Source organism: Kitasatospora sp. NPDC096147 (assembly GCF_044763225.1).
Taxonomy (GTDB): Bacteria; Actinomycetota; Actinomycetes; order Streptomycetales; family Streptomycetaceae; genus Kitasatospora.
In genome coordinates, this window is record NZ_JBIWFX010000001.1 from 18276 (window position 1) to 44774 (window position 26499).

Here is a 26499-nt window from a genome sequence, read left to right on the forward strand (position 1 = left end):
GCGGGCCCGGGAGCGAGAGCGAGCGGCTGTAGGAGCGGCAGTGGCGGCCGAGCGGCAGCGTTGGCTCGCTGCAAGAGACTTCAAGCTGCTGGACGGCATCGACTTCACAGCGTCTGAGATCGCCGATCATGATCCGCTCTATGTCCCGACTCTTCCCGTTGGACCTGAGGCAGAAGCAGCAGCCAGGAGCATGAACGAAGTTTTGGGAGCGTTGTTCACCCGCCTCGGACCGCCCCCGGACTCTACGTCAGGCGAGGGAAATCGAGGGCCCGACGGGCTGCCGCCGGGGGCTTCACCGGATGTGCCGACGTCCAACAATGATCGCGAGAGGGTCAGCCGGTGATGCAGGGCGAGGGGCAGCAAGCGGCGGTCAGCCCGATGGAGATTGCCCGCCAGTGGGCCGAGTTGCCACCCGCTCACCTAAAGACCGTGATGGCGGCCATGGAACGGCAGTTGGAGCGGGAGCACACCCAGCGTATGCGCGAGCTGGATCTTGAGGACTCGGTGGCTCAAAACCGATCGAAGCGAGAGATGGCGGGGCTGAAGATCGGTGGACTGCTGGCGATTGGCTTCCTGGTGTTGACGGGCTGGCTTGCCACGAGCCAGCCAATCGTCGCGGGGATCACCGGTGCGGGTGGCGCCGTGACACTTGTGCTACTGGTAAAGATGTTCGTGTTGCAACAGGCGCCATCCGACGCGGACATGAAAGCACTGGTCATGCAGCAGAAGCAGATGGTAGCGCTCGCGGGACAGCCGCCAGCGCCGGCCACGGCACCTGGTCCGGCTGCGGATCCGGCGCCGATCACCCAGCCGTAGAGGCTGCTGGCAGGTTCCTGCAGCAGGACTGCTGTGGAGGACGGCGACGTCTTCGTAGCCGAGCGCGACCAGGCCGAAGCGGCGGTCGGGCTAGCCTTCGTCACAGCGGTCGAGGGGCCGGTGGCGACCAGATGGCACCGCCGAGCTGAGATCCCGGTCGGCGGGATGCGGGCGGGGAGCAGCTCTAGCGGGACGGGCACGGCGGGGCGGGGGCAGCTGAGGGGCGGTCAGTTGCGGTGCGGCCAGGCCTGTGATCATGTCGTCCAGCAGCGCGGCGGGCAAAAGACCCTCTCAGGCCGTGGCCAGGAAAACACGCTTGTAGGTGAGTAGGTGGGCGAGGATGAGGCTCTCGGGCTGGCGAGCCGGGCCGTAGTGGGGAACGGCTGGCCGCGCAGGTCGTCCGCGGGGATTCCCTTCGCGCGGGTGGTCGTCGGTCAGGACTGGAGGGCGTCCAAGAGGGCGGTCTGGTGGGCCGTCAGTTTGCCGTCGGTGCGGGCCTTGTCCTGCTTGCGCAGCCACGCCCCGGGCCGGAAGGTGGGGTCGGTGTCGCCGCCGGTGCGGTTGGCCGGGCCGTCCAGGGTGCCGCCGCCGGCGAGGTAGGCGAGAAGGCGCCGGTAGGAACGGTTCCAGTCCGGCTCGATCCGCCACATCGCGTCCAACGCGGTCAGCTTGGCGTCCTGAGCCGCCGTCAGCTTCGCGTTCTTGCGCTGGCGTCCGACCCAGGCGCCGACCGCGTGGCCGTCCAGCTTCTCCGCCGCGGGGATGGCGAGGTTGCCGTGCGTCTGGGCCCAGGCGCGGGCGTGGGCGTAGCCGCGGTCCCAGGAGCGGGCGTGCTTGTCCCAGATCATGCCGAGCTGGTCCAGCTCGTTGATCCGCACCGGGGCCAGCAGGCCCGCGCCGCGCAAGTAGCGCTGCCGGTCCAGCCAGGAGACCAGCGCGCCGTCGCGGGTCTTGTCGGTGGGGTCGAGGTGGTGGTGCCCGGCCTGGAAACCCGCGGCCAGGTCGAACATCCGCTGCCACTCCGAAGCGCGGGGGTTGAAGGCGCGCAGCTTCACGGTGCGGAGGATCTGGGCGGCGTGGCGGCGGGCGTTGATCCGCAGCCAGTCCACCGGCTGCTCCTCCGGGGCCGACTGCCCGTCGGCCCCGGCCTCGGTGGCGGTGTCCTCGCCCGGCTCCGAGACGACGGTGTGGTCCTTCTCCCCGGCGCGCTTGGTGCGCAGTTCGGTGATCCGGCCAACGACGCGGGCGTCGTGGGCGGCGAGGGCGCGCAGGACGCGCCAGATGGTGCGGAACGAGGAGGCCTCGATCTCGTCGTCGGCCTCGGCCTTCACGGCGCCGCTGGCGTCGGTGATCTCGGCCGGGTCGGCGGCCATCGTGTCGTCGCCGATGGCGGGGGTGGGGAGGTAGACGGGGATGATGACCCAGGAGACCTTGCCCTGCCGGTAGGCCTGGCGCAGGGCCCGGCCGACGGCCTGGACCACGTCGATGACGGAGCTCTTGGGGTCAGCGAAGACGATGGCGTCCACGGCGGCCACGTCGATCCCCTCGGACAGCAGTCGAGAGTTGCAGATGATGCAGCACTCCTCCCCCTCCTCCCCCGGCCGCTCCCCGGTGGAAGCGGTGAAGGTCGCGAACGCCGCCCGCCGGTCCTTCAACTTGTCGGAGCCCGCGACCGCCAGGGCGGTGACCCGCTCGGGGCGGTCGCTGTCGGGCAGCAGGTCGGCGGTGGCGGGCATGGTGGCGGCGAACTCCCGCGCGGCATGCACGCGGGAGTGGAACGTGATGACGCGACGGAGGTTCAGGTCGGCGACCGCGCGCAGCACCGCGATCTGCAACGCCAGGCGCAGGAGCTCCTCGTTGGAGCGCTGGGAGCGCAGGTCGGCGACGGCGGGGAGGTTGAGGAGCTCCCGCAGGTCCTCGTCGGTGACGACGGGGACCAGGACGCGGTAGTCCGCCAGGAATCCGTGCTCGATGCCTTGGCCGAGCGTCCAGGTGAACACCGTCTCGCCGTAGATCGCCGTGTCGTTCATGGAGCAGAGGACGGGCAGCGCCTGACCTTCGGTCAGGTCGGCCAGGCCGGCCTTGGCCTTCGTGTCGTCGGCGATCTTCGGGGTGGCGGTGAAGTACAGCCGCCGCAGCGCCGGGACCTTGTCGTCGGAGTGGATCGCCGCCCACGCCTTCCCTTCGGAACCTGCCGTGCGGTGCGCCTCGTCGATGACCACCAGGTCCCAGACCGGGAGCCCGTAGTCCTTGTGCGCCTTCACGATCCGCTCCAAGGAGGCGTAGGTGGCGTAGACGGTCACCGGGTCACCGGGCTTCACCTTGGCGACCAGGTCGGCAATCCGGGTGGCCTGGGTGGTCACCTCCGCGTCGACACGGCCGCCGGCCTCCGCGCTCTCCAACGCCTCCGCCCGCGAACACGCCGCCACCGCCAGGCCCCGGCGGCCGCCCTTCAACGACCAGGCGGTGGCGGTCTGCTCCAGCAACTCGATCGTCGGCACCAGCACCAGCACCCGGCCCTTCGCCGCCAGGCGGCGCGCGCACCCGGCTGCGATCAGCGTCTTGCCCGAGCCGGTCGCCGCGACGACAGTGGCGCGGCCACCCATCTTCACGGCCTTCACCGCGGCGGCCACCGCGTCCTTCTGGAACCAGTGCAGCGGCAGCGGGTTCACAGCAGCGGCCGCGTCGGCGGTCGGCTGCTGCGGCAGCACCGGCACGGCGGTGCTGGTGGGCTCGGCCGGGACGTCCTGCTCGGTGTCAGCGGTGGTGGTCGTGGTGTCCACGGCGGCGTTGCTCTCCTTCATCTGCCCGGACGGGCTGGGGCCGCGCTGGGGGCCTGCGGGGCGTGGGTCAGTCGGGGTAGGCGTACTGGTGGAGGCCCTCGATCAGATCGCCGGACGCGTTCGTCACCCACTCGGCGTCGAAGCCCTCGGCGACGAGGATGTCGGCAAGGACGTCAACGAGCCGCTGGGCCTCCTCCTCACCAGGCGGGGAGAGCGGGTCCAGGTTCACGGCGGCTTCGGCCGCGGCCCGGGCCAGCAGGAGCAGTGCGGCCTTGGGGCCGGTGAACCAGCCGGGGCGCTCCGCCCCGTCGGGCGCGGCCGGTGGGCCGGGGCGGTCGGCCTCGGCGAGGAGCCGGTGGGCGGTGTTCGGTGAGATGCGCAGGTTCCAGGCGATCTGGATGGGGTTGTGGCCGCTGTCCCTCAGCTGGACGGCCATGGCCCGCAGCTCGTTGCGGTCAGGGCGAGCCGGATCGGCGGGCCGCGGCGTCTTCTTCGAGTTCATGAGTTCTCGCCTGGTACCCAGGCGCGGACTTCGAGGTAGGCGATGTCGGCGTCTTCGACGGCGCGGCCGGTCTCCACCAGCCAGGCCTTCATGGCCTCGGTGACGTCGCCGTGGTGCTCGGCGACGCGCTGGGACCACTCGGCCGCGTCGAACCCGCCGCTGCTGGCGGAGCCGTAGGTGCGCTCCTCGGTGCCGTCCGAGCGGGGGATGAAGCCGCGGCGCACCCCTCCGGAGTCCTTCTCGGACCCGGCGGAGTGGACGTACTGGTCGCCCTTCATCCGCACGGTGAAGGCGAGCTTCCCTCCGGCCTGGCCGGTCTCGTGGACGACCGGGGCGAGGTGGGCGGCGCCGGAGCGGATGGCCTGCTTCCCGGCCCGGCCGGCCATGCTGCCGCCCGGGGTGCCGATGGTGTCCTTGCCGCGGACCCGGGCCTTCTGCCCGCCCTTGGTGCGGCGGCGGGTGGTGTTGGCCCCGGCGACCGCGGCCAGCGCCTCCTCGTCCCGCTCGCCGCCGCGCACCGCCCGCACCAGCTGGCGCAGCGCGTTGACCATGCTGGCGCCCTTGCCCTTGGAGAAGAACTGGGAGACGAGGGAGGCGTCGCGGCCGAGCATCTTGGCGACCTGGCGCTTGGTGTAGCCCTGGTCGATGAGCTGCTGGGTGAGGCGCGCGGCCTCGTTGGGGTTGGTCGGGTCGGCGGGGCTCAACTCTGCTCAGCTCCCTTCGCGGCAAGTTCGGCGCGGCCCTGGCCGCGCAGCGTCAGGTAGTGCTCCTGGCTGACCGGGTGCGGGACGGGTCCGGTGAGGTGGCCCTTGAGGAGGTAGTCACCGGGCTCGCCCCGGTAGGGCCAGGGCTGACGCTCGGTCAGGGCGATGGCGTCGGTGCCGAAGTAGACGACCGTGCCCGGCTTCGCGTGCAGGGCCCCGGCGGTCGCGACGACCTCCTTGCCGTCGCGGTACTTCATGTCCAGCAGCGCCGCCCGGGCACCGGACCACACGTAGGCGGACCACTCGGGGTGGGCGCTGGGGTCGCGGGAGAAGCCGGCCTGCCGCTGCCAGGTCACCACCTGCTCGTCCTGCCCCAGGATCTCCACCCCCGCCGGGAGCGCCTCGCCGTGCGCGGTGGTGCCGGTGACCAGGCGGGGGCGCTGGGCGAAGCCGCCCAGGCCGAACAGCAGCACGGAGCGGACCGCCCGGGAGGCGAGGTAGGCGGCGGTGCGCTGGCGCTCGTCGCCGTGGATCCGGGAGAGGTTGGTCAGGTCCGCCCAGGCGGCCTTCAACTTCTTCCCCCACTCGTCCAGCGGCTTCCCGTCCTCGAAGACCAGGCCGTCCAGCACCTCGACCTTCCAGGGGGCGATGTGGTTGGACAGGGCGAGGTGGACCTCGGCGCCGCCCGCCCAGGTGGTGAAGGTGGCGCCGGGGTCGGAAGGGTAGATCCAGGCGCGCTCACCGGTCACCGGGGCTGGCAGCAGCCCGACGTGGTTCCACCCGGCCGGGACGGTGACGCGCACGTTCCAGTGGGAGCAGGACATCAGCGCCTTCGCCTGCTCGGCCTGCGTCATCGCCGCGAACGCGGCGGCGGTGATGCGGGTCGGGGTGCCGACCGGGGACTTCCACAGGTGCTTGGCGTAGGCGAAGGTGCGGTCGTACTCCACCAGCGCGGGCAGCTGCTCCGGGACCCGGGGCGGGAGGATCAGCTCGGTGCGGCCCTGGCCGCCGGTGGCGTGCAGCAGGCCGCGCAGTTCCTCCGACAGCACCGGGTAGCCCCCGGCCCACTTGCCCTTCGTGGGGATGGTGCGGGTCCACAGGTCCCGGCCGGTCTGCGAGGGGGAGCCCATCAGCACCGCGTCGTCCCAGTGCCGGCGCAGCGCCTGCCACAGCAGGGTGAACGCCATGCGGCACGTCGCGACGTCGGCGCCGTCCGGGTCGAACCACTCCCCCATGGACCGGATCTCCGTCACCGGACCCTCCGGTGAGGCAGCGGAGGCGTAGCGGCCGACGGGCTGGCGCTGGTGGACGAAGTGCCCGGCGAGCTTGTCCCGGCCCGAACCCACGGCGGTGGTCCACCGGTCGGACGGGGTGTTGAGCCAGGCGGCGACCGCGTCCTTGAGGGTGGAGTACCGCTCGGAGCCGTCGTGCCACGGGGCCCCGGCGGTCACGTAGATCCGCTCCGTACCCGGCGCGGTGGCCAGCACGGCGTCCAGGATCTCCCCCGGCGACTTCGCCCCGAGCGTGAGCCGGAGGACCTGGTCGCGCACGGCCAGCTCACCGGTCGCCGCGTCCAGGAACACCGTGGCCCGGGCCTGCTGCGTGAAGTTCGGGCGCTTGGAGACCAGGTTGGCGGTCGCCGCCTCGAAGCGGGCACCCGCCGGGCCCTCCGGGATGGTCGGCAGCTCGCGCGGGCCGGACTCGACCGCCGGGCGGGCCGGGGCAGCGACCGAAGCGACCGGCGCAGCGGGGACCTCGACCGACACCTCGGCGACGACGGCCTGGTCCTCGACCTCACTCGGCACCGCAGCCGACACAACGGCCGGGGCCGGCTGCTCAACGCCGGGGGCGGGGCGGGTGAGTACCGGGGCGACCGCACCGGCCGGCTGCGGCACGGGCTCGGCCACCGGGGCCGCTGCCTGCACCGGCGCAGCCGGAGCGGCGGCCGGGGCAACGGCGACGGCCTGGTCCTCGGACTTGGCCGCGCGGACGGCGGCCGGGGTCGGGTCCAGCAGCGGCGCGATCCGCACCACGTCCGCCAGCGTCAGCCCGGACGCCTTGGCGACGGTGGCCGCATCGGCCTTCTCGTACCCCGCGAGCCCGGCGACCTTGCGCGCGCGCTGGGCGGCGAGCTTGTCCAGCTCCTTCTGCGCGGCCGCGAGGATCTTCTCGGCCTGGCCGATCCCGGTGCGCAGCTCGCGCAGGCCGGCGAGCTCGGCGGTGTACGTCTGACGGTCCATCAGGATCTCACTCCCCTTCCGAGGTCTCGGTGGTGCTGTCGGTGGCGGTCGCGTCGAGGGGGCGGGCCTGGCGGGCCACAGCCAGCCAGCCGTCCGGGCCCTGGGTGCCGTGGATGTCGGCCAGCCCGGCGAGCAGGAACGCGTACGCGCCGCGCTTGGGGGCCCTCGGCTGGGCGGTGCCCGCCTCCCAGCGGGCGAAGGTCTCCCGCCGGGTGAGCAGCGCTTCCGCCATCTCGATCTGGGTCAGGCCGGCCACCTTGCGCAGCCGCTCCCGCTCCGCGGGCTCCGGCAGGTCCCCGCCGTCCCGCGCCTTGGCCAGCAGCGCTTCCACCGCCGCGTAAATCTCACTCATCACACACCTCCACACGAGAAAGGTAGCAGGGATCACCGCATTTACGGAGCATTATTAGTCTCATATATGCCTCATTATGGCCACACTCGGAGCGAGTACCCCTTCGCGGGCCTGGCGTCGCCGTCGGGCCCGGCCACTACCAAGCAGCGGCCGGGCCCGATGGCTTCACGGCCTACCCGGCGTCGGCCGCCGGGCGGTCCAGGCCCACCTCGCACAGGCCGGGGCGACCGGCGCCTGGCGGTGGCGCGGCCGGCGGATCACGGCGTGCGTGTTCGCCGCGCCCGACGCGGCGGAGCCGACGTTGCGGATGGCACGGCCGACAGCGGCGGCCTGCGGGTCAAACGGATCGGCGGCGCCCCCGCTGGAACGGCAAGGCCGCCGAGTACGTCCTGGAACAGCCGAGGAACGGCGTCGTGCACCGGGACATCACCCACCTCGGCTGACAGCCCCGCCCACGGCAGGCTCGCCGAGCGGGTGCCCGGCAACCGCGCATCCGCTCAGCCGGGGCCCGTTGCCCGCTCGCCTGCGGGCGGGTCGGTGTCAGTGCGGCGGGCCGAGCGGGCGCGTAGGGCCTTCCGGGTCTTGGCGGCGCCCGCGGTGATCGCGGTGGAGACGAGTGTTGCGAGCACGCCTGCGGCGCACTGGGCGAGCAGGTCGACGACGGTCATGGTTCCCCCTCGGCTGGTGGCGCACCGGCCGGCGGTCCCGGCGGGTGCTGGTTCCACTGCACACCGGAGGCCGGGCCCGGCTGCCCCAACCTGGTCCCGATCGGCCCGAAGTTGGAAAACGCACTGGCCAACGGCCCCAACTTCCCTATCGTGTAGGGTGTTTGGCGATGACAGATGGGGGTGGCCGGTGGCCGGGACCGACGATCTGGTGCGTGTGAAGGACGAGGCTGGCTTCACCGCGCTGCTGGCAGGGCTGGTCTCTGGCCATCTCGCCGGCGGGGGCTCGCTGGCCGGGCTCGCCCGGCGCGCCGGCGTCTCGGAGAATTCGCTCGCGAACTGGCGCACCAGCGTCATCCCCCGCGAGGAGCAGTTGGCGCTGCTGCTGGAGGCGTGCGGGCGGGGAGGCGAGGTGCGGGCGTGGACGGAGGCGCGGCGCCGCGCGCTGCAGGCACGAACCGCCCGGCAGGCCGCCCAGCACGAAGGCCGGCGCTTCGGGCAGGCACAGGAGGAGCTGTCCCTGCTGCACAGCCGCCTCGAGCAGGCACACGCGGCGCAGGCCGAGGCCGAGCGCAGGTGCGGGGAGCTGCGGGCCGAGGTGGAGAGACAGCAGGCGGCGAAGGCCGTGTTCGTGGAGGAGGCGGAGCGTCTTCGGCGGCTGGTGGAGAGCGGGCAGGCCGAAGCCGACCGGTTGCGGGCCGGCGTGGCGGCAGCGGCCGCACGGCAGACACAACTGGAGGAATGGGCCAGGACGTGGCCGCCGTTCCCTTTCGGGTTCTGGGTCCCCGAGCCCCGCACCGCGCATGGCCCCGGGCCGGCGCAGATCCTGACACCCGGCACCCGCTACATCGCCACCGCGACCTGGAACCGCACCGACCTCTACCTGAAACTCCCCTGGGCGGGCAAGAAACGCGAATACCACCTGAGGGACATCACCGGCATCACCACCGACCGAACCCCACCGAACCCCACCACCTGAAACGGCGGCTCGGACACCCGCTGCACCGCCGGGGAGGACCCGCTGAACCGAGCGCCCCAGGGATCCACAACGCGAGTCCTCGGTCGGCTGCGAGGGCGCAGGCGAGGTCTTACGCAGCCGCACGCCCTGGTCGGGGCGCTCGGTCTGGTAAACGAGCTGGCCCTGGTGGGCAACGGCCCTGGGGCTGACCGGCAGTTAGGGAACCAGGCGCAGCAGAGCGGTGGTCATGGCGATCAGCACCTCTACCTCGGCCCGGGTGTAGGTGAAGGTCTTGGTGAGTTTGTCCTTGTGGAGTGCGCCGCTGGTCTGGTCGGCGAGGGCGGAGCGGATCCAGGCCCAGCGCTCGTCCTGGGTGCGCTGCTCCTTGATCTTGCTCTGCCCGGGCCAGTGCCAGCCGCTGTTCTCCTCGATGTACTCGAGGGCGCGTCGGGCGTCGAGGATCGCGCCGTCGATGTCGTTGCCGCCCAGGCGGCGCTGAGCGGAGCGCAGGTGATCAACGGCCTCTTGGCGGGGCCCGTCGCCAGCGGGGAAGGGGATGGACTGCTCGAAGGCGAGCGCAGGGCCGAGGTTCTCCAACTGCTGGCGCCAGCGGCTCTCAGCGACGTCGTTGTGAACGCTGGCCTGGGTGCCGCCCGGGTGTCCGGTGGCCTGCGGCAGGACCGCGCGGATCTGGATCTCCAGTCGGAGGTCGCCACGGCGCTCTGCCTCCAGGGCCAGGATCTGGGCGCTGGTCAGTAGGAAACGCAGGATCGGCCGCTCCAGGCCGCCGGGGGTGAAGGCCAGGTTGTGGGTGGCCGAGCCGAGCCACGCCGTCGGCTTCGGTCCCTGGGGTGCGAACAGGTCTGTCTCCAGCACGATCAGACGCCCGGCCTGGTCCGTCGGCGGGGTGTGGACCGCCAGCTGGAGCTGGAGGCAGTGGGTTCCCGCTGCCTTGAGGATCATCAGGCAGTTCTCGGCGACGTCCACCGCGACCGATCCGATGTCCCCGTCGAACGGCAACTCGTCCATTCCGCGCTGTCCTTTCGCCGTGCTGCTCGTGCAGTGATTCTGGCGGGGGCCGGCCGTCCGCGAGGGGAGTTTCGGGCGCCCGGACCGAGAAGGGCCGGGGTGGTTGGCCTTACTGGGTGTTTCGTTGCTGGATGAGGCGGTTGCTCCCCTTTCAGGGGGCCTGCCTGTGGTGTTACCTGTGGCGGGTCAGGGGCCGGTGCGATGGGAGTGGAGCGGGTGCACGAGAGTCCGCCCGGATAGCCCTCTTCGTCCTGTCTCATCCCAGGACGCCGGGCTGCACCGGTTTTGCCCGCCGGCGGCCGCGGCCCCTGGGCAGGGGCCAGGTTCCGCAGTATGCCGTCATCATGACGGACCGTCGGCCGTATCCGAGTGACCTGTCCGATGCCCGCTGGGCCCTGGTCGAGCCCACCCTGACCGCCTGGCGCCAGGCCCGCACCGAACGCGCCCTGGCATTCGGCCGCCCACCCGAGCACGACCTGCGCCATCTGCTGGACGCGATCCTCTACGTCGACCGCACCGGCATCCCCTGGCGCTACCTCCCGCACGACTACCCACCCCAGCAGACCGTCTACGCCTACTTCGCCCGCTGGCAGAAAGAAGGCTTGTTCGAGCAGCCAGGCGGCCTGCTTCGGCGCCTGGTCCGCGCTGCGGAGGGCCGAGCCCCGGAGCCGACGGCCTGCATCCTCGACTCACAGAGCGTCAAGACCTCCACGAACGTCCCCGCCGCCGACCAGGGCATCGACGCCGCGAAGAAGACCGTGGGAAGGAAACGCAGCATCGTCACCGACACGATCGGCCTGCCGCTCGCAGTCCTGGTCACCGCCGCGAGCGTCCAGGACAGCATCGCCGGACAGCAGTTGCTGACCCACGTCTCGGCCGAGCACCCCGGCATCCGCAAGGCCTGGGCCGACATGGGCCACAAGAACGCCGTCATCGAACACGCCGCCACCCTCGGCATCGACGTCGACATCGTCCGCCGCGACCCCGCCACCAGGGGATTCGCCGTCCAACCCCGCCGCTGGGTCGTCGAACGAACCCTCGGCCGGCTCATGAACAACCGGCGCCTCGCCCGCGACTACGAAGCCCTGCCGGCCCGTTCCGAGGCCATGGTCCACGTCGCGATGATCAGCCTCATGACCCGCCGACTCACCGGCGAGACCACCCCAATCTGGCGCGGAACATGTACCTCCGGACCAGGGACGAAACGCCCAGTCAGAGCGACTATCCGCCAAAGGTCAACATGCTCATGAGCAACACCACTACAGCTCAATGGGCATACCAATGGGCAGCTTTAAGCTTGTTGGCTACCTCAAGCACACCTGATCAGAGCGGCATCAGTGTTGCAACTAGAGAGAAGACTGACACCCAAGCTGGTCGCCGCGAAGGCGGCGGCCGACGCGAAGCCGAAGGTCTCCCGGACGGATCGGTTCGCGCTCGGGGTGGCGGCGCTGGCCGCGTTCGTGGCCGAGCACGGGCATGTGCAGGTGCCCCGCCCACACCGCCAGGCGGTCACGGTCGTGGAAGCCGGGCACGATGGCGGTGAGGGCCAGGCCGTTGTCCAAGAAGTGGCACTGGGCGCGTTCTTGAGCAACGCCAAGGCCCGCGGCGCGAAGTTGACGACCGGTCAGCTCGCGCAGCTCGCCGAGCACGGTGTCGAGTGGGCGCAGACATAGCCAGTGGGGTGCCCGGACACTCCCACGGTTCCACCTGTTCACAAGGTTGGCGGGCAAGGACAGGTCGCCCCTCCGTCGGGTACGGAGGGGCGACCGGGAGCGGGAGACCGTCGGCGAGCCGAGCTTTCCGCCGCACTCACGAAATCAGTGGGTCGGTGCGTGTCCCAGCTTCACTGAAGAGCCCGGGACTCGCAGGGGGTTAGGACCAGGTGCCGCCGTTGCCGTAGGTGAAGACGGAGTCGGCGGTGCCCGCGTAGGCGTTGCTCAGGGCGAAGGTGGCGGTGCCCGGGCGGTAGACGCCGTAGGTGGTGCGGCCCTTGCTGCTCCAGTCGCCGACGACCGGAAGGTCGCCCTTGACGCCGTAGGCGGCGGTGGTGACGGATCCGTCGTCGTGACGAAGGATGAACGTGTTCTGGCTGCCGGCGTTGGTGCCCGGGCGGAAGACACCCATCTGGGTGTGGCCGACACCGTCCCAGTCACCGACGATCGGGGTGTCACCGGCCTGGCCGAGAGCCGCGGTGGAGACGGATCCGTCGTCGTGACGGACGACGAACGTGCCGGTACTCGGACGGTAGAGGGCCATCTGGGCGTGACCGTTGTGGTCCCACATGCCCGGCACCGGGATGTCACCCGCCTGACCGAAGGCGAGCGAAGTGGCACTGCCGTCGTCGTGCCTCACCACGAAAGTACCGATGGAAGGCCGGAAGACACCCAACTGATCGTGCCCGACACCATCGAAGTCACCAGTCATCGGAAGGTCCCCCGCCTGACCGAAACCGACAGCGGTCGTCGCACCGTTCGCACCCCGCAGCGCCCACGTCCCGTTGCGGAACACACCGACCGTCGTCGCCGAACCGACACCCCAACGCCCCGACACCGGCACGTCACCGCTGTACACCGACGGCACCGCCGGGTCGTCGACGATCTTGTTGTAGCGGTACGCCTTGTAGTCGCCGTTGGGGTGGTCGTCGAACTTGGCGGCGTTGATGGAGATGCTGGTGTAGTGCTTCACCGGGGTGGAGCCGAACGAGTAGTACGAGAAGGTGGTCTTCGCGGTGTCGTCCCACTTCTCGAACAGGATGACGTGGTCTTCGAAGCTGTTGAGGATGTCGCCGGGCTTGAGCTGGCTTCGGGGGATCTCGGTGGCGACGCCGGGCAGGGTCCGGGTGCTGTAGCTGGTCCCCGTGTGCCAGGCCATCGAGACGTAGCCGGAGCAGTCGGTGCGGTAGGAGCGGCCGCTGGAGTCCTGGTACGAGCCTCCCTGGTCATACGGGATGTTGGCCCGCTTCTGGTACCAGTAGTCGGCCCGGGCCAGGACCTCGGAGCGGGTGATCGAACCGTCCACCGAGGACGCGGCCTGGGCGACCGTGGCGGTGGCCGTGGCGAGGGCGGTGGTGGCGACCGCGCCGGAGAGGGCGACGGCCGCGGCGAGGGCGACGCGGGTGAGCTTCGAGGTGCGAGAAGGCATGGCTGTGCTCCAGGAGGGGGTGCGGGTGAGGTGGTGGGGTGCCGGGCAGGCGCTCTCGGCGGGTGTCGGCGGACGGCTGTCCTGCAGGAACAGCGGTCGGCGCGGGTGACACCGTGTGGTGGAGAGGCTCAGTGGCCGGGCGGGTGGGGCGGCAGGAAGCGCCGGGAGAGCAGGGGTGAGGCTTGGTGGACCCGGGCGATCAGGGTCCGGGTCTGGGCCACCGCCGGGCACGGGTCGGTGTCGGCGGGCCGGGCCAGCAGGTAGAGCAGCAGGTCGACGCGGTCGTCCTCGCACCGTGCGGAGGCGTGCTGGAGCCCGTCGGCGGGTTGTGCGTGGGCCCACAGGGCTGCGAGGACCTCGGCCTTCTCTCCCGGCGGGACGAGGCCGGGCTGCCGGCGGTACAGGCTGGCGTAGACGATGTCCACGCTCGGGTCAGCCGCCCCAGCTGAGGCTGTAGGCGGTCACCGGCGCGCCCTGGGGCGCGGCGCTGGTGGTGTCGGTGTTCGCGGCGGCGGTGGCGGCGAGGGCGGTGAGGGCGCCGATGGCGATGGCGATGGCCGCGGCGGCGTGGGCGATACGGGTGCGGATCATGGCGGGTCCTCAGATGAATGGGTCGGTGGTGGATGTGGAGGAGTCCCGCGGTTGACGCCTCCCGGCTGCCGTTCGGGGTGTTTCCCTGGCGGCGATCAATAGCTTCGCGGCTGGTGAGGCGGGCCGGAAGGGGTTCGGGGTGTCGCCAATCGGCCTGTCCGACGTCGGACATGGCGTCATGCACCCGTCAAGCGGCGGCGGGGGTGCCCAACGAGGCCGGACAACATTCCACGCCTATGCCCCCATCGGCGGCGAATGCCGCGAATCGATCTTGAAGTGGGGTAGGTCGTACTGGAAGGATGCCGACGGCGCCGATGGGGCGGCATTCGAGCGTTCTGATCGTGGGGGAGTTCCGTGCTGGATGTCCTGGGCCTGTCGGTCCACGCTGCCGCCGTCTACCGGGCCATGCTCGACCATCCCGCCGAGGGGGTGGAGCAGCTCGCCGAGCGTTGCCTGCTGACCTCCGGTCAGGTCCACGACGGACTCGACGAGCTCGGCGAGCTCATGCTCGTGCGCGCCTCCGCCGACCGTCCGGGGCGGCTGCGGGCGATCGATCCCGCCGTGGGGCTCGCCGACATGGTCGCCCGTCAGGAGGCGGACCTCGCCGCCCGGCAGGCCGCCCTCGCCGCTTCCCGGGAGGCGGTCACCCGCATGGTCGCCGACCGCGCCGAGCAGCGGGCCGCCTACGGGGAGCGGCTGCTCGGCATGGACGCCATCCTGGGCAGGCTCGAACGCATGGGGCGTGAGGCGCGGACCGAGGTGTTCAGCAGCCAGCCCGGCAACCAGCGGCCCGAGGACCTGGAGGCGGCCCGCGCCGGCGACGCCGAGGTCTTGGCCCGCGGTGTGACCATGCGCACCCTCTACCAGGACGTCATCCGCCGCCAGCCCCACGCCAGCGTGTACGCCCATTGGCTCATGGTCCAGGGCAGCGAGGTGCGCACCGCCCCCTCCATCCCCCAGCGCATCGTCATCGTGGACCGGGCCCAGGCCCTCGTGCCCATCGACCCCGCCGACAACCGCAAGGGAGCCCTCCACGTCACGGAGCCCGGCCTGCTGGCGGCCCTCCTCGACTTCCTCGAGCAGGCCTGGAGCACCGCCGTCCCGCTCGGCGCGACCGGGCCCGAGGACCCCGAGTCCGGCCTCACACCCACCGAGACCGAACTCCTGCGACTGCTCGGCTCCGGCATCACCGACGACACCGCCGGCCAGCGCCTGGGCATATCCGCCCGCACCGTCGGCCGCCACATGGCCTCCATCATGGAACGCCTCAACGCCACCAGCCGCTTCGAAGCAGGCATCAAAGCCGCGCAGCACGGCTGGATCTGACACACCGACTGCGGGAGCATCCCAGCCGTGAGGCAGACGGCCAGGCCGCCTCGGCCGGCTCGGTGAGGCCTCGGCCGAACCCACCGACACCCTGCCCGCCGCTGAACGCCCAGCGGGCGAGGTACGGGCAGTGCAAGAGGCGGCGGCGGACACCTACCGCGGCACCGACGACGAGAAGGCCACCGAGGTGCTCGCTCAGCCCGACGAGTGGACATCCCAGCTCTGCCCCCTCGGGAAGGGCCCGCCCAGCCTGGGTGCCGTGCCGACACGGGCCTCGGGCGGCGCGGGTACGGAGCCTGGCCGCCGGCCTGCGGGCCCCCGCCGACGTCCCGGGCCAAGACCCGGAGGGCGCTCACCGGCGGTCCGTGGCCGGGTCGAGAGCAACGTGCTGCACCCGCAGCTCCCACCACGGATCGGACGGGGTGGCGACCCGGGCGGCCAACGTGTCGCGCAGGCCAGGCAGCGGCAGACCAGCAGGCCGGGCTTCTCGTCCCTGCAGGTCTTCTCGCAGTCCGGGCACTCCAACCGGTTCGGGCCGGCCACCTCCGCACCCGGTTCGACGCGCAGCTCCACCTCCCAGCCGTAGGGCCTGCCTAGCGGCCAGTCCCGGACCGCACGAGGCGCGGCAGGCGGTCGATCAGCAGGCGGCCATCCACAGAGCCGCCTGCAGCGGGATCGCCGGGTTGCGGTCGGCGTCCCCGGGCCGGGCTGCCGACACCCGCTGTGGGTGGGCCCGCCGTCTCCCCGATCGGTGATGGACCGCGACGGGGGCCGTCCTCCGGGCAATGCCGGAGGACGGCCCCCGTCGAGTTGAGGTCGCGTCAGGTGGCGAGGTGGAAGCCGGCGCCGACGCCGCCCTGGGCGTTCATGGCGGCCAGGATGTACTGGATGCGGGTGTGGTGGAAGGCGCCCCAGGCGTTGCCGATCAGGGTGTTGCCGACGACGGTGGGGGAGCCGGAGTCGCCTCCCCAGGTCCAGATCAGGCTGGTGAACCACATCTGGTCGCTGCCGGAGAGGACGCCGCAGGTCAGACCGGTGCGCCAGCCCTGCTTGCACAGCCGGGTGCCCTGCGCGGGGAGGTCGCCGATCGAGGTGATCGTGACGCCGCCGACGGTGTCGGTGAGGGTGACGTTGGCCGGGTCGAGCAGGATCACCGCGTAGTCCGGACCGGCCGGACCGCCGGCGGCGAGGTTGTTCGGCTCGCTGACGTACGTCACGGTGCCGATCGGCCCGGCCGCGAGGTCGGCGAGTGCCCGCTCGGCCGTGGGCAGGGGGGCGGCGTTCAGACCCTGGCCGGCCGGCGCGGAGGTCTTGTAGACCTTGCTGCCGACCAGTTTGGTGCCGTTTGCGTCGATGACGCAGTGGGCGTTGGTCAGGGCCACCATGTTGCCCGCCGCGTCGCGGCCCACGGCCGTCACCGTGCAGAGCTCGATGGTGATGGAGTTCGGGCCGCTCGGCTGGTTCACCTGAACCATGATCCCGGTGCCGCCCCCGACGGTCAGCGGGGCAACGGCGGCCGCGTGCGCGGGCGGGACGGTCGCGGTGAGGGTGCCGGCGACGAGCGCCGTGAGACCGAGGGCGTGCCTGATACGTCGAAACATCGAACCACTCTCATCAGGTCGGGGTCGGTGATCGGCCGTCAGGGAGGCGCCTCCCGACGGCCGGCAGCCGGACGCCCGTGGCTGCGAAGGACGCTCGGGCCCACCGGCCTCGACCGGGTGAGCGGGAGCTCCTCAACGGTCCTCCGGGAGTCAGGCTGACGGATCCGGACCCGGTCCGCGGACCGGGCGAGGACCATCTGACCCCAGCGCGCGAGCCGGGCGCCAGACCGCACCCTGGCCCACCTGGGCCATTGGCGCATACAGGCCAAGTCCGGGATACCCTGGGCAGATTGCCACGACCGGACGCACACGATGGGAACACCGTGCCCGACGCGCTCGACCCTGACTCCGACGGCGGACGGGTGTACCGGGCACTGGTCCACCACCCCCGCTCGGCCGTCGACGCCCTGGCCGCCCGCGCCGGCCTGAGCTGGCCCGCCACCCGCGCCGCACTGGAGCGACTCGCCGCCGAGGGAACCGCCGTGATGGTCGATCAGGCCGACCGGACCTGGGAAGCCCTGCCACCCATGCAGGTCGTCGACGCGCTCCTGCACCGCGACGCGGTCCGGCACGCCGACCTGCGCCGCGCCGGAGCCGAGCTGGAACGGCAGTACCACACCGCCAGGACGGACGGCGGCCACTACGGCACCCTCGAAGTCCTGGACGACAGTGCCCGGTTCCTCGCCGCCGCCCGGCAGTTGCAGCGTGCCGCCCGCCGGCAGGTCCGCGTGATCGACATGCCGCCGTACGCCGGGTCCCCCGGCCACCACCGGGACCAGGAGGTGCTGCAGCGCGAGCGGATGGCCGCCGGGGTCGCGTACCGAACCCTCTACTACGAAGCCGCCTTCGACGACCCCGTCGCGGGCCCCAACATGGCACGCATGATCGAAGCGGGCGAACAGGCCCGCACCCTGGGCGAGTTACCCATGAAGCTCGTCATCGGCGACGACGACCTGGCGATCGTGATTCTCGACGCCGACGACCGTCCCGGCATCGTCGCCCTGCTGGTCCGTCCGTCCAGCCTGCTCCAGGCACTCTCCAATGTCTTCGAGATCCTCTGGAAGCTCGCCGTCCCGGTCTCGGCATCCGGCGCCACCACCGGGATCGACGACCGCGACCGGCGCATCCTCTCCCTGATGGCCAGCGGCGCCACCGACGACGCCATCGCGCGCCGCCTCGGCCTCGGCCGCCGTACCGTGGTCCGCCGCGTCTCCGCCCTCCAGGCCCGTCTCGGCGCCACCACCCGCTTTCAGGCCGGTGTCCAGGCAGCCCGCCGCAACTGGCTCTGAGGGTGGCTCAGGCCCGCCCGAACAGGGCGGGTTCGGGCTGGTCGGCGGCGGGGAGAGGAAGCTCGCAGGAAGGCAGGTCGGATGCCTTGTCGGCGGCGACGCTGCCGGGTTTCTTGCGGGGTCTGCCCGGCCCAAGGCGGGGGACACGGATCTTCTCCAGGACCGGCTCGAACTGAGGGCTGTCGGCTTGCTGGCCCGCAGTGATGAGCCGGGACAGCGGTCGGCAGCGCCCGTCGGCGCTCAGGTGGATCTTGCTGGTGAAGCCTCCCCGCGAGCGACCCGATCCCTCACCTCGTGCACCACCTCCGCCATGCGGGCGACCAGGCTCTGCCATGGCGGCTCGGCCTGGCGTTCCGCCGCTTCGCCCGCCTGAGGCAGACAGCGCGGGTGACGGTTCGTGCCGGGCGGCGTACGACGGGCCGGATCAGCCGCACCGGGGCGCCCGCCAGGGCGAGTGCGCCGCCGCGGGTGCGCTCCAGCCAGCCGCGCGCGAGGGCGCCGTCGTGGTGGAGAGTGCGGATGCCGTCGTGGCCGGACCAGCGCAGCCCGATCGCGCCGCGCACCGACGGGCCCCCCAGGATCGCCCCGCCCAGGTCCCGGTCGGCGGACTACGGCCGACCGCAGGTGGAAAGCAGTTCCAGCGGGACGAGCGGGGTACCGGGACCGGGGACAGGTCGGATGGTGTCGTCGGCCGTCGCGAGTCGGGCCTTCCGGGTCAGGGCGAAGTGGTAGGTCGGACACATGTCCTGACGGCCGGTCAGCGACGGTACGGCCGGGCCCGGATCGTGTCGTCCATGAGGGCGTCGGGTGATCCGGGCTTCCTTGTCCCGGCCGAATCCATGCGTTGTCGATCAGCCGGCCGGGAAGGTGAGGTGCTCGCCGAACCGGGCCAGCAGTCGCCAGCACTCCGGTCGCTTCCGGCTCGTGGGCAGGACCTCGATGCCGATCCCGTGTTCCAGAGTGATCAGGAGATCGCCGACGGGCCGCTGCTCCACCGTGAGGACCCGGGTGACAACCCTTTCCAGGTATGCCTGGAGGGTCGAGGCGCCGATGTCGTAGGCCAGGCGCTCGGTCTGCTCGTCGCCAGGTGCGACCGACATCAGCAGGTCATCGGAGCCCAGCAGGATCCGCTCCTGCTGGAGGATCCGAAACGGGCACTGGACGTGCACCGCGAACCTGCTGCCGACGGTGTCCGGCTGGTTCGGCGGCAGAGGCCAGGACACTTGCGAGCCGAAGCCGATCACGCCCATCGAGCCGAATCGGCCGATGCTCACCAAGGGCTCTCCGACCAGACGCTGGATCAGCGGTTTCTCGTCTCCGGCAGTCGTGCCCATTCGCATGGGAAAGCCTTCGTCAGTCGGGGGCGGGGCCAGGTCGGGGTGACCACCCGGGAGCCAGGCGGGGCCAGGCGTGACCTCCTCGACTTCGTCACCACCGACGCCGTCGCCTCCTTGGGCCTCGCAGCCCGCACCGGGAGCCTAGCCCCCGCAAGGACGCCGACATCATCCTGCTGCGCACCGGCGATCTGACGATCTGCCCCACCACCGACCCGGCGGGCAGCATCGTCAGCCGCGGCCTCCTCGGCCCGGTGGACACCGTCATCGCCGCCGGACACGTCGTCGAGCGCGACGGCGCCCTCCTCGGCTTCGACCTGTCCGCCCTACGCGAGCGCCTGCTCGCGTCCCGCGCCCGCATCGCCGCCGACGCCCGCGTGCCCCTGGACGGCACCTGGCAGCCCAGCGCCTGACACCCCGAAACCATCCGGGAACGGGCATGGGTGAGTCACGGCCGGCACCGTGACCCACCCTCACTTCCCCGTCCCCTCTCCACCGGAGGGACAGCCGGCACAGACCCCCACGGGACCACGGAGCACCCACCCGCCCACCCGGACGAGCACACCACCGGCCCGCCCGGGTCTCACGCCGACTCGCGCACCACCAACTCGGTGGGGACCACCAACGGCTCGTCCACCAGCGCAGCACCGCCCAAACCGGCGAGCAGGAGCGAGGCCGCAGCCCGGCCCATCGCCCGCATCGGCTGACGCACCGTCGTCAGCGCCGGATCCGTGTGCCGGGCCATCGGCAGGTCGTCGAAGCCCACCACCGCCACATCGCCCGGCACGGTGCGCCCGCCGGCCCGCAGCGCCCTCAGCGCTCCGGCCGCGATCTGGTCGTTGTGGGCGAAGATCGAGTCCACCTCGATACCGGCGGCCAGCGCCCGGGTGACCGCGTCCACGCCCGCCTGCTCGGTGAACTCGCCCTCGGCCACCAGCACCGGCTCCAGCACCGAGGCGAAGCCCCTGAGACGTTGGCGCACGCAGCCGAACCGGCCCGGTCCCGTCACCACCAGCGGACGCCCCCGGCCGGCGGTGGCCAGGTGCGTCGCGGCCTGGACGCCGCCTTCGAAGTTGGTGGTGGCCACCGACGGCAGCTGCGGCCGCCGGTGCCCGTGGTCGTCGATCAGCACCACCGGCATCCCGCGCCGCCGCATCTCCGCCACGGCGGGCAGGCTGCGCTCCGGCACGATCACCGCCAGCCCGTCGAAGGCCCGGGCCGACACCTGCGCGGTGAAATGCGCCACCGATGCCGGGCCGCCGCCGGAGGTGAACAGCATCAGCCCGTACCCGGCCTCCTCGACCGTGTCCGCGACGCCCTGGAGCACCTCTCCCATCCACGGCCAGGTCACCGACGGGGTGAACATCGCGATGGTACGGCTGGCCCCGCGGGCGAGTTGGACCGCGCCCGAGCGCGGCACATAGCCCAGCTGCGAGATCACTTCCCGAACGCGGGCGGCCGTCGCCGGATCGACCTCCGGGCCGGCGTTGAGCACCCGCGACACCGTGGTCTTGCTGACCTGGGCCTGACGTGCGACATCGGAGATCGTGACCGGCACGAAGCACGTCCTTCCCAGTGGCGCGACACCACCGCCGGAACCGGTTCCGGCACGGCGTCTCCGAGTGAACCGCCCCGCCCCGCAGCCGTCAAGACTTCACGGCAAACCTGAGAGATGGTCAAAGGTCGGGCCCTTGAAGCCACTTGGACGTTCAAGAAGCGAACGCACGAGGTCTTGACGTGAATGCTTCAGACCCCTAGGTTCCCGGCTCAGACGAGCACTGCGGCGCACCCCCACCCGCCATCAGAGCCCGACGGCGTCCCCACCCGACCGCCGCCGTCCACCCGTACCGGCTCCACCCGCGTGCCCGCCCCGACGGCCTCCGGGCAACCCGCTGCATCCGAACCCGCCCGCAGCATCGGCCGTCCCCCACCCCCGCGACACACCCAAGCGCTCTCGCACGGCCGGCCCGCCCCCACCGAAGGAGTAGCCCCATGCCGCGCCACCCCGCCTCCCGGCGGCTCCCCCAGGCCGTCCTGACCCTGCTCGGCCTCCTGCTCGCCGCCCTCGCCCCGACCGCCCCGACCGCCCAGGCGGCCCCGCTGGCACCCGACTTCAAGGTGATCGCGTTCTACAGCGGCACCTGGGACGCGGCCCACATCGACTTCGTCAAGGAAGCCAACGACTGGTTCCCGAAGACCGCCGCGGCCAACAACTTCACCTACACCGCCACCACCAACTGGGACCTGCTCGCCAACGGCGGCGTCGACGCCTACGACGTCGTCCTGTTCCTCGACGACGCCCCGCAGAGCGTCGCCCAGCGCGCCGGCTTCGAGCGCTACATGCGCGGCGGCGGCGCCTGGCTCGGCTTCCACGTCTCCGCGTTCACCACCAACGCCTCCGCCTGGGACTGGTACTACAACCGGTTCCTCGGCAGCGGCAACTTCCGCTCCAACACCTGGGGCCCCACCACCGCCGTCCTGCGCACCGAGAACGCCGCCCACCCCGCCGCCGCCTCCCTGCCCGCCACCTGGACCTCCGCCGTCAGCGAGTGGTACGCCTGGTCGAACAACCTGCGAGCCAACCCGAACGTCAAGGTCCTGGCCTCGGTCGACGCCTCCAGCTTCCCGCTCGGCACCGACCCCAACCAGTCCTGGTACAGCGGCGACTACCCCATCGTGTGGACCAACACCCAGTACCGGATGCTGTACGCCAACTTCGGCCACAACGCCATGAACTACTCCACCAACACCCGCACGTCCTCCACCTTCGCCTCGGCCGCCCAGAACCGCCTGCTGATCGACGCGCTCAAGTGGCTCGGCAAGGCCCCCGTCACCACCGCCCCCTGGTACAGCGTCACCTCCCAGGCCAACGGCCTGTGCGTGGACGCCCGTTCCGCCGCGACCGCCAACGGCACCGCGATCCAGCAGTACACCTGCAACAGCACCACCGCACAGGACTTCCGCCTCACCGCCACCGACAGCGGATACGTGCGCCTGGCGGCGCGCAACAACCCCGACCAGGTCGTCGACGTCACCGGGGTCTCCACCGCCGACAACGCGCCCCTCCAGCTCTGGGCCTACGGCGGTGGCGCCAACCAGCAGTGGCGGCCCGTCGCCGAGGCCGGCGGCGCCCAGCACTTCGTGGCCCGCCACAGCGGCAAGTGCCTCACCGTCGCCACCACCGCCGCGACCGACTCCGTCCAACTCGTCCAGCGCACCTGCGACAACTCCCCCGCCCAGAGCTTCCGCCTCGCCGCCCGGCCCTGACCGGCACCTCACCGCCCCGGGGCCGGGTGCGCACCCCCACGCCCGGCCCCGCTCCACCGGCCGACCGGGCATCCCGCCACCGACACGGTGAGTCGCCCACCGCCCCGGGCGCCCGGCCGGCCACCCGAGTCGCTCCCCCACACCAAGGAGACCCAGATGGGTGTCACCCGACGTTCCTTCCTGCACGCCGCCACCGCCGCAGGTGTCGCCGGGGCCGTCGGCCTCGGCCAGAGCACGATCGCCACCCCCGCCACCGCGGCCAGCGCACCCGGCGACGTCGTCGGCAAGGTCACCGTCGGCTACCAGGGCTGGTTCGCCTGCGCCGGGGACGGCGCCCCCATCGGCGGCTGGTGGCACTGGTCCCAGAACTGGGGCCAAGCCCCCTCCGGCACCAACAGGAACATCGTCGCCTGGCCCGACGTACGCGAGTACCCCACGACCTACCCGACCGCCTTCGCCAACCTCGGCAACGGCCAGGGCGCGCGCGTCTTCTCCTCCTACGACCAGTCCACCGTCGACCTGCACTTCCGCTGGATGAAGCAGTACGGCATCGACACCGCCGCCCTCCAGCGCTTCAACCCCACCGGCGGCGAAGGCCCCACCCGCGACCTCATGACCGGTAAGGTCCGCTCCGCCGCCGAGTCCCAGGGCGTCAAGTTCTACCTCATGTACGACGTCTCCGACTGGACCACGATGCAGGCCGACATCAAGGCCGACTGGCTGAACAAGATGCGCGCCCACACCGCCTCCCCGGCCTACGCACGCCAGAACGGCAAGCCGGTGGTGTGCATCTGGGGCTTCGGCTTCAACGACCCCCAGCGCCCGTTCGGCCCCGAAGCCTGCCTCGACGTCGTCAACTGGTTCAAGGCCCAAGGCTGTTACGTGATCGGGGGCGTGCCCACCTGGTGGCGCACCGGCGACCGCGACTCCCGCCCCGGCTTCACCAACGTCTACCGCGCCTTCGACATGCTCTCCCCCTGGCTGGTCGGCCGGATCGGCAACGCGTCCGACGCGGACAACTTCCACAACGTCGCCACCGTCCCCGACCTCGCCGACTGCAACGCCCGCGGCGTCGACTACCAGCCCTGCGTCCTGCCCGGCGGCGTCGGCGACCGCCAGCGCGCCCACGGCGACTTCATGTGGCGCCAGTTCTACAACATGGCCCGCGCCGGCGTCCCGTCCGTCTACATCTCCATGTTCGACGAGTACAACGAGGGCAACCAGATCGCCAAGACCGCCGAATCCCAGGCCTGGATCCCGGCCGGCTCCGGCTTCCTCGCCCTCGACGAGGACGGCACCGCCTGCTCCTCCGACTACTACCTGCGCCTGACCGGCGACGGCGGCCGGATGCTCAAGGGCCAACTCCCCCTGACCGCCGCCCGTCCGACCCCGCCGGTCACCGGCGGCGACACCGCACCGCCCACCGCCCCGGGCAGCCTGCGCACCACCGCCGTCACCGACACCACCATCGCCCTGGCCTGGAACACCTCGACCGACAACGTCGGCGTCACCGGCTACCGCGTCCGCCGCATCACGGGCGGCACCGCCACCCCCATCGCCACCATCGCGGGCACCACCACCGCCTACACCGTCACCGCGCTCACCGCCGCCACCACCCACACCTTCGACGTCCAGGCACTCGACGCCGCAGGCAACATCTCCCAACCCTCCGCACCCATCACCGCCACCACCACCTCCACCCCCAACGTCAACCTCGCCCTCGGCCGCCCCACCGCCGAGAGCAGCCACACCCAGAACTACAGCTCCGCCAACACGGTCGACGGCAACCCCAACACCTACTGGGAGAGCGCCAACAACGCGTTCCCCCAATGGCTCCAGGTCGACCTCGGCACAGCCACCACCATCCGCCGCATCGTCCTCACCCTCCCGCCCGCCACCGCCTGGGCCACCCGCAACCAGACCATCACCGTCCACGGCAGCACCGACGGCACCACCTTCACCCAACTCCTCGCAACCGCCGGCTACACCTTCGACCCCGCCACCGGCAACACCACCACACTGACCCTCCCCACGGGCGCGACCGCCCGCCACCTCCGACTCACCTTCACCGCCAACACCGGCTGGCCCGCAGCCCAGATCTCCGAGCTCCAGATCTACGCCGGCTGACGCTCACCAGGCGATGCGCACCGCCGCACGCGGTGAAGGCAAGCGGGCAGACGGGCCATGCCGACCAGCTGCCGTACCGCGCACACCGCGCGAGCCCGGAGCGAGTCTTCGGGAAGCAGCGGTACCTCACCCTGCCGCCGCCTCCGCCCGGGTTCCACGTTCGGTAGTCCAGCCGGAGGGTAGCCGCGCCTCGAGCGACGCGAGTGCCAGGGCACCGGTACCGAAACGACGGAGGCTTCCATGGACAACCCCACCCCGCACACCGCACCTCAGCAGGCCGGGCTGAACGTGGCGGCGCAACGCCTGCACCGGCGATTCGACGCGCTTACCGGGCCTTCGGCCGTCGAGGCGGCCCTGACCGAGGCCCGGGCCCACTTCGACGGCAGTGCGGTGCGCACCTTCATCCCGATCCTGGCGGAGCGGCGAGCGGCCGGCTCCCTGGTGCGGATCGGAGCGCACAAGAGCGGCGAAGCACGTCCCGCGAGCGCGTAGCCGCTGCTGCTCCCGCCGGGGTGGCCACCCCGGCGGGAGCAGCAGCGGGGCCCGCGAGGAGAGGGCCCGCTGCCTGCCCTGCTGCGGGGACGTGCGGTCAGGGTGTGAGGTGCTCCAGGGTGAACTCGGGCAGGGCGTAGGGACCGGCCTGGGGTGCGTCGGGATCGGACGGGAGGCCGGCTCCCGGGATGTCCCGGGCGTGGAGTTCGGCGTCGTCGACCGGGACGTAGGCGAGCACCGCAGGGTCGGGGAGCTCCCAGAAGCGGCGCGTGTTGGCGGAGACGGCGTACGCCGTGGCGAAGCGGGTGGACGGCGCGGCGGTGAGCGCGGCGCGGACGTAGCCGATGGCGTCGCGCGGGCTCAGCCAGGTCGCCAGGTGGCGGACCTCCGTGGGCACGCGTTCGAAGCTGCCGATGCGCAGGCAGATCACCGACAGGCCGAACTTGTCCGCGTACAGCTGCCCGAGGGCCTCGACGGCCACCTTGCTCACCCCGTACAGGCCGTCGGGGCGCACGGGTTCGTGCGGTCCCGTGCGGTGGCCGACCGGGTAGAAGCCGGTCACCCGGTTGCTGCCGGCCAGCACGACCCGCGCGATTCCCGTGCGGCGGGCCGCTTCCAGGACATGGTGCGTGCCGAGCACGTTGGCCTGGAGGAGGTCCGGGAGAGGTGCTTCGTCCGGCAAACCGCCCAGGTGGAGCACGCGGTCCGCTCCCGCGAGCGCCACCTCCACGGCCGGCAGGTCCCGGAGATCGACGGTGTGGATCTCCTCGTTCTCGGCCTCGCGCCGCAGCGGCACGCGGTCGAGCAGGATCAAGCGCCTCGCCTCCCGCCCCAGCGCCTCGCGCACCGCCGAACCGATGGTCCCCGCCGCGCCCGTCACCGCCACCGTACCCAGACCCACTGAGCCCCCCTCGCCGTTCGGCACCCTCACACCCGTGGAACCGATGACTGTACCGGTGCGCGGACGGCTTAACGGGTCGGACCGTCGGAGGAGAAGGCCGGCGCAGGGCCGGGCAGGATCGGCCCGGCCGTGGCGTGGGCGGGACGGCGCTCGGAGGTCGCGCTGGTTCAGGGCGCAGGGAGTGCGCCGGCCCGCCCACGCCACGTTTCTGCCCGCGATCGCGCGGTTCATGTCGCCACGGAAGGCAGGTGGGAGCGGGCATGCCGGAGCGGGGGGGGGGGCCGGGGGGGGGCCCCCCCCCCGCCCGCCCGCGGCCCCCGGGGGGGGGGGGGCGGGGGGGACCACCCCGCCCCCCCCCCCCCCCCCCCCCCCCCCCCCCAC

At 72.0% G+C, this 26499-nt stretch carries 24 protein-coding genes and 1 pseudogene; 10 read left to right on the plus strand and 15 right to left on the minus strand.

Going from position 1 to position 26499, the window contains the following annotated elements; genetic code table 11:
• The first annotated feature begins 339 nt into the window (after positions 1-339).
• Positions 340-816: a hypothetical protein gene (locus tag ACIRBX_RS00085; protein WP_402292777.1), complete on the plus strand. Its 477-nt coding sequence runs from the start codon at positions 340-342 to the stop codon at positions 814-816.
• A gap of 434 nt (positions 817-1250) precedes the next feature.
• Here ACIRBX_RS00085 and ACIRBX_RS00090 read toward each other — a convergent pair whose 3' ends face one another.
• From ACIRBX_RS00090 to ACIRBX_RS00115, 6 genes are all read right to left on the minus strand, one after another.
• Positions 1251-3620, minus strand: coding sequence for a Helicase associated domain protein (locus tag ACIRBX_RS00090; protein ID WP_402292778.1), 2370 nt, complete (start codon positions 3618-3620; stop codon positions 1251-1253).
• 46 nt (positions 3621-3666) lie between these two features.
• Positions 3667-4101, minus strand: coding sequence for a helix-turn-helix domain-containing protein (locus tag ACIRBX_RS00095; RefSeq protein ID WP_402292780.1), 435 nt, complete (start codon positions 4099-4101; stop codon positions 3667-3669).
• Positions 4098-4805, minus strand: a complete 708-nt coding sequence (locus ACIRBX_RS00100; RefSeq protein ID WP_402292781.1) for a helix-turn-helix domain containing protein — start codon at positions 4803-4805, stop codon at positions 4098-4100. Before ACIRBX_RS00100 ends, ACIRBX_RS00095 begins: the two co-directional genes overlap by 4 nt.
• Positions 4802-7045, minus strand: coding sequence for a hypothetical protein (locus ACIRBX_RS00105; protein WP_402292782.1), 2244 nt, complete (start codon positions 7043-7045; stop codon positions 4802-4804). Before ACIRBX_RS00105 ends, ACIRBX_RS00100 begins: the two co-directional genes overlap by 4 nt.
• Positions 7046-7052: 7 nt before the next feature.
• Positions 7053-7397: a hypothetical protein gene (locus tag ACIRBX_RS00110; RefSeq protein ID WP_402292783.1), complete on the minus strand. Its 345-nt coding sequence runs from the start codon at positions 7395-7397 to the stop codon at positions 7053-7055.
• Between the two features lie 497 nt (positions 7398-7894).
• Complete coding sequence (locus tag ACIRBX_RS00115) at positions 7895-8065, minus strand: hypothetical protein (protein WP_402292784.1); 171 nt, start codon at positions 8063-8065, stop codon at positions 7895-7897.
• 187 nt (positions 8066-8252) lie between these two features.
• Between ACIRBX_RS00115 and ACIRBX_RS00120 the strand changes: the two genes are divergently transcribed.
• The gene (locus ACIRBX_RS00120; protein WP_402292786.1) at positions 8253-9041 is read left to right on the plus strand and encodes a hypothetical protein; all 789 of its coding nucleotides are present in this window, start codon (positions 8253-8255) and stop codon (positions 9039-9041) included.
• Between the two features lie 195 nt (positions 9042-9236).
• On the opposite strand, the gene ACIRBX_RS00125 is transcribed toward ACIRBX_RS00120, so the two are convergent.
• Positions 9237-10049 (minus strand): hypothetical protein, encoded by an 813-nt coding sequence (locus ACIRBX_RS00125; protein WP_402292787.1) that lies wholly within the window; start codon positions 10047-10049, stop codon positions 9237-9239.
• 344 nt (positions 10050-10393) lie between these two features.
• Between ACIRBX_RS00125 and ACIRBX_RS00130 the strand changes: the two genes are divergently transcribed.
• Positions 10394-11299, plus strand: coding sequence for an IS5 family transposase (locus ACIRBX_RS00130; protein ID WP_402292788.1), 906 nt, complete (start codon positions 10394-10396; stop codon positions 11297-11299).
• Between the two features lie 87 nt (positions 11300-11386).
• Positions 11387-11722, plus strand: a complete 336-nt coding sequence (locus tag ACIRBX_RS00135; protein WP_402292789.1) for a helicase associated domain-containing protein — start codon at positions 11387-11389, stop codon at positions 11720-11722.
• A gap of 199 nt (positions 11723-11921) precedes the next feature.
• Here the strand turns inward: ACIRBX_RS00135 and ACIRBX_RS00140 are convergent, their stop codons facing one another.
• The 3 genes from ACIRBX_RS00140 to ACIRBX_RS00150 all read right to left on the minus strand — a co-directional run bounded on the left by ACIRBX_RS00140 (position 11922) and on the right by ACIRBX_RS00150 (position 13781).
• Positions 11922-13190: a VCBS repeat-containing protein gene (locus tag ACIRBX_RS00140; protein WP_402292790.1), complete on the minus strand. Its 1269-nt coding sequence runs from the start codon at positions 13188-13190 to the stop codon at positions 11922-11924.
• 128 nt (positions 13191-13318) lie between these two features.
• Positions 13319-13615: a hypothetical protein gene (locus tag ACIRBX_RS00145; protein ID WP_402292791.1), complete on the minus strand. Its 297-nt coding sequence runs from the start codon at positions 13613-13615 to the stop codon at positions 13319-13321.
• Between the two features lie 7 nt (positions 13616-13622).
• Positions 13623-13781, minus strand: coding sequence for a hypothetical protein (locus tag ACIRBX_RS00150; RefSeq protein ID WP_402292792.1), 159 nt, complete (start codon positions 13779-13781; stop codon positions 13623-13625).
• Between the two features lie 354 nt (positions 13782-14135).
• On the opposite strand from ACIRBX_RS00150, the gene ACIRBX_RS00155 reads away from it, so the two are divergent.
• Positions 14136-15107 carry a LuxR C-terminal-related transcriptional regulator gene (locus tag ACIRBX_RS00155; protein WP_402292793.1) on the plus strand — a complete coding sequence of 324 codons (972 nt, stop codon included), beginning with the start codon at positions 14136-14138 and terminating at the stop codon, positions 15105-15107.
• An 821-nt stretch (positions 15108-15928) separates the two neighbouring features.
• Here ACIRBX_RS00155 and ACIRBX_RS00160 read toward each other — a convergent pair.
• Positions 15929-16708 carry a peptidase S1 gene (locus tag ACIRBX_RS00160; RefSeq protein ID WP_402292794.1) on the minus strand — a complete coding sequence of 260 codons (780 nt, stop codon included), beginning with the start codon at positions 16706-16708 and terminating at the stop codon, positions 15929-15931.
• Between the two features lie 323 nt (positions 16709-17031).
• Here ACIRBX_RS00160 and ACIRBX_RS00165 point away from each other — a divergent pair, with 323 nt between their 5' ends.
• Positions 17032-17997, plus strand: coding sequence for a LuxR C-terminal-related transcriptional regulator (locus ACIRBX_RS00165; protein WP_402292795.1), 966 nt, complete (start codon positions 17032-17034; stop codon positions 17995-17997).
• 82 nt (positions 17998-18079) lie between these two features.
• On the opposite strand, the pseudogene ACIRBX_RS00170 reads toward ACIRBX_RS00165, so the two are convergent.
• Positions 18080-18277 (minus strand): annotated as a pseudogene (locus tag ACIRBX_RS00170) (IS5/IS1182 family transposase); the annotation flags it as partial.
• Between the two features lie 571 nt (positions 18278-18848).
• Complete coding sequence (locus ACIRBX_RS00175) at positions 18849-19331, minus strand: hypothetical protein (protein WP_402292796.1); 483 nt, start codon at positions 19329-19331, stop codon at positions 18849-18851.
• Between the two features lie 254 nt (positions 19332-19585).
• On the opposite strand from ACIRBX_RS00175, the gene ACIRBX_RS00180 reads away from it, so the two are divergent.
• On the plus strand, positions 19586-19744 hold the full coding sequence (locus tag ACIRBX_RS00180; RefSeq protein WP_402292797.1) for a hypothetical protein: 159 nt from the start codon (positions 19586-19588) through the stop codon (positions 19742-19744).
• A 170-nt stretch (positions 19745-19914) separates the two neighbouring features.
• Here ACIRBX_RS00180 and ACIRBX_RS00185 read toward each other — a convergent pair whose 3' ends face one another.
• On the minus strand, positions 19915-20889 hold the full coding sequence (locus ACIRBX_RS00185; RefSeq protein WP_402292798.1) for a LacI family DNA-binding transcriptional regulator: 975 nt from the start codon (positions 20887-20889) through the stop codon (positions 19915-19917).
• A 434-nt stretch (positions 20890-21323) separates the two neighbouring features.
• Between ACIRBX_RS00185 and ACIRBX_RS00190 the strand changes: the two genes are divergently transcribed.
• From ACIRBX_RS00190 to ACIRBX_RS00200, 3 genes are all read left to right on the plus strand, one after another.
• Complete coding sequence (locus ACIRBX_RS00190) at positions 21324-22598, plus strand: ThuA domain-containing protein (RefSeq protein WP_402292799.1); 1275 nt, start codon at positions 21324-21326, stop codon at positions 22596-22598.
• Between the two features lie 156 nt (positions 22599-22754).
• A complete protein-coding gene (locus tag ACIRBX_RS00195; RefSeq protein ID WP_402292800.1) occupies positions 22755-24725 on the plus strand; it encodes a discoidin domain-containing protein in 1971 nt (656 codons plus the stop codon).
• 240 nt (positions 24726-24965) lie between these two features.
• Positions 24966-25217, plus strand: coding sequence for a three-helix bundle dimerization domain-containing protein (locus ACIRBX_RS00200; RefSeq protein ID WP_402292801.1), 252 nt, complete (start codon positions 24966-24968; stop codon positions 25215-25217).
• 97 nt (positions 25218-25314) lie between these two features.
• Here ACIRBX_RS00200 and ACIRBX_RS00205 read toward each other — a convergent pair whose 3' ends face one another.
• Positions 25315-26118 (minus strand): NAD-dependent epimerase/dehydratase family protein, encoded by an 804-nt coding sequence (locus ACIRBX_RS00205; protein WP_402292802.1) that lies wholly within the window; start codon positions 26116-26118, stop codon positions 25315-25317.
• Between the last annotated feature and the right edge of the window lie 381 nt (positions 26119-26499).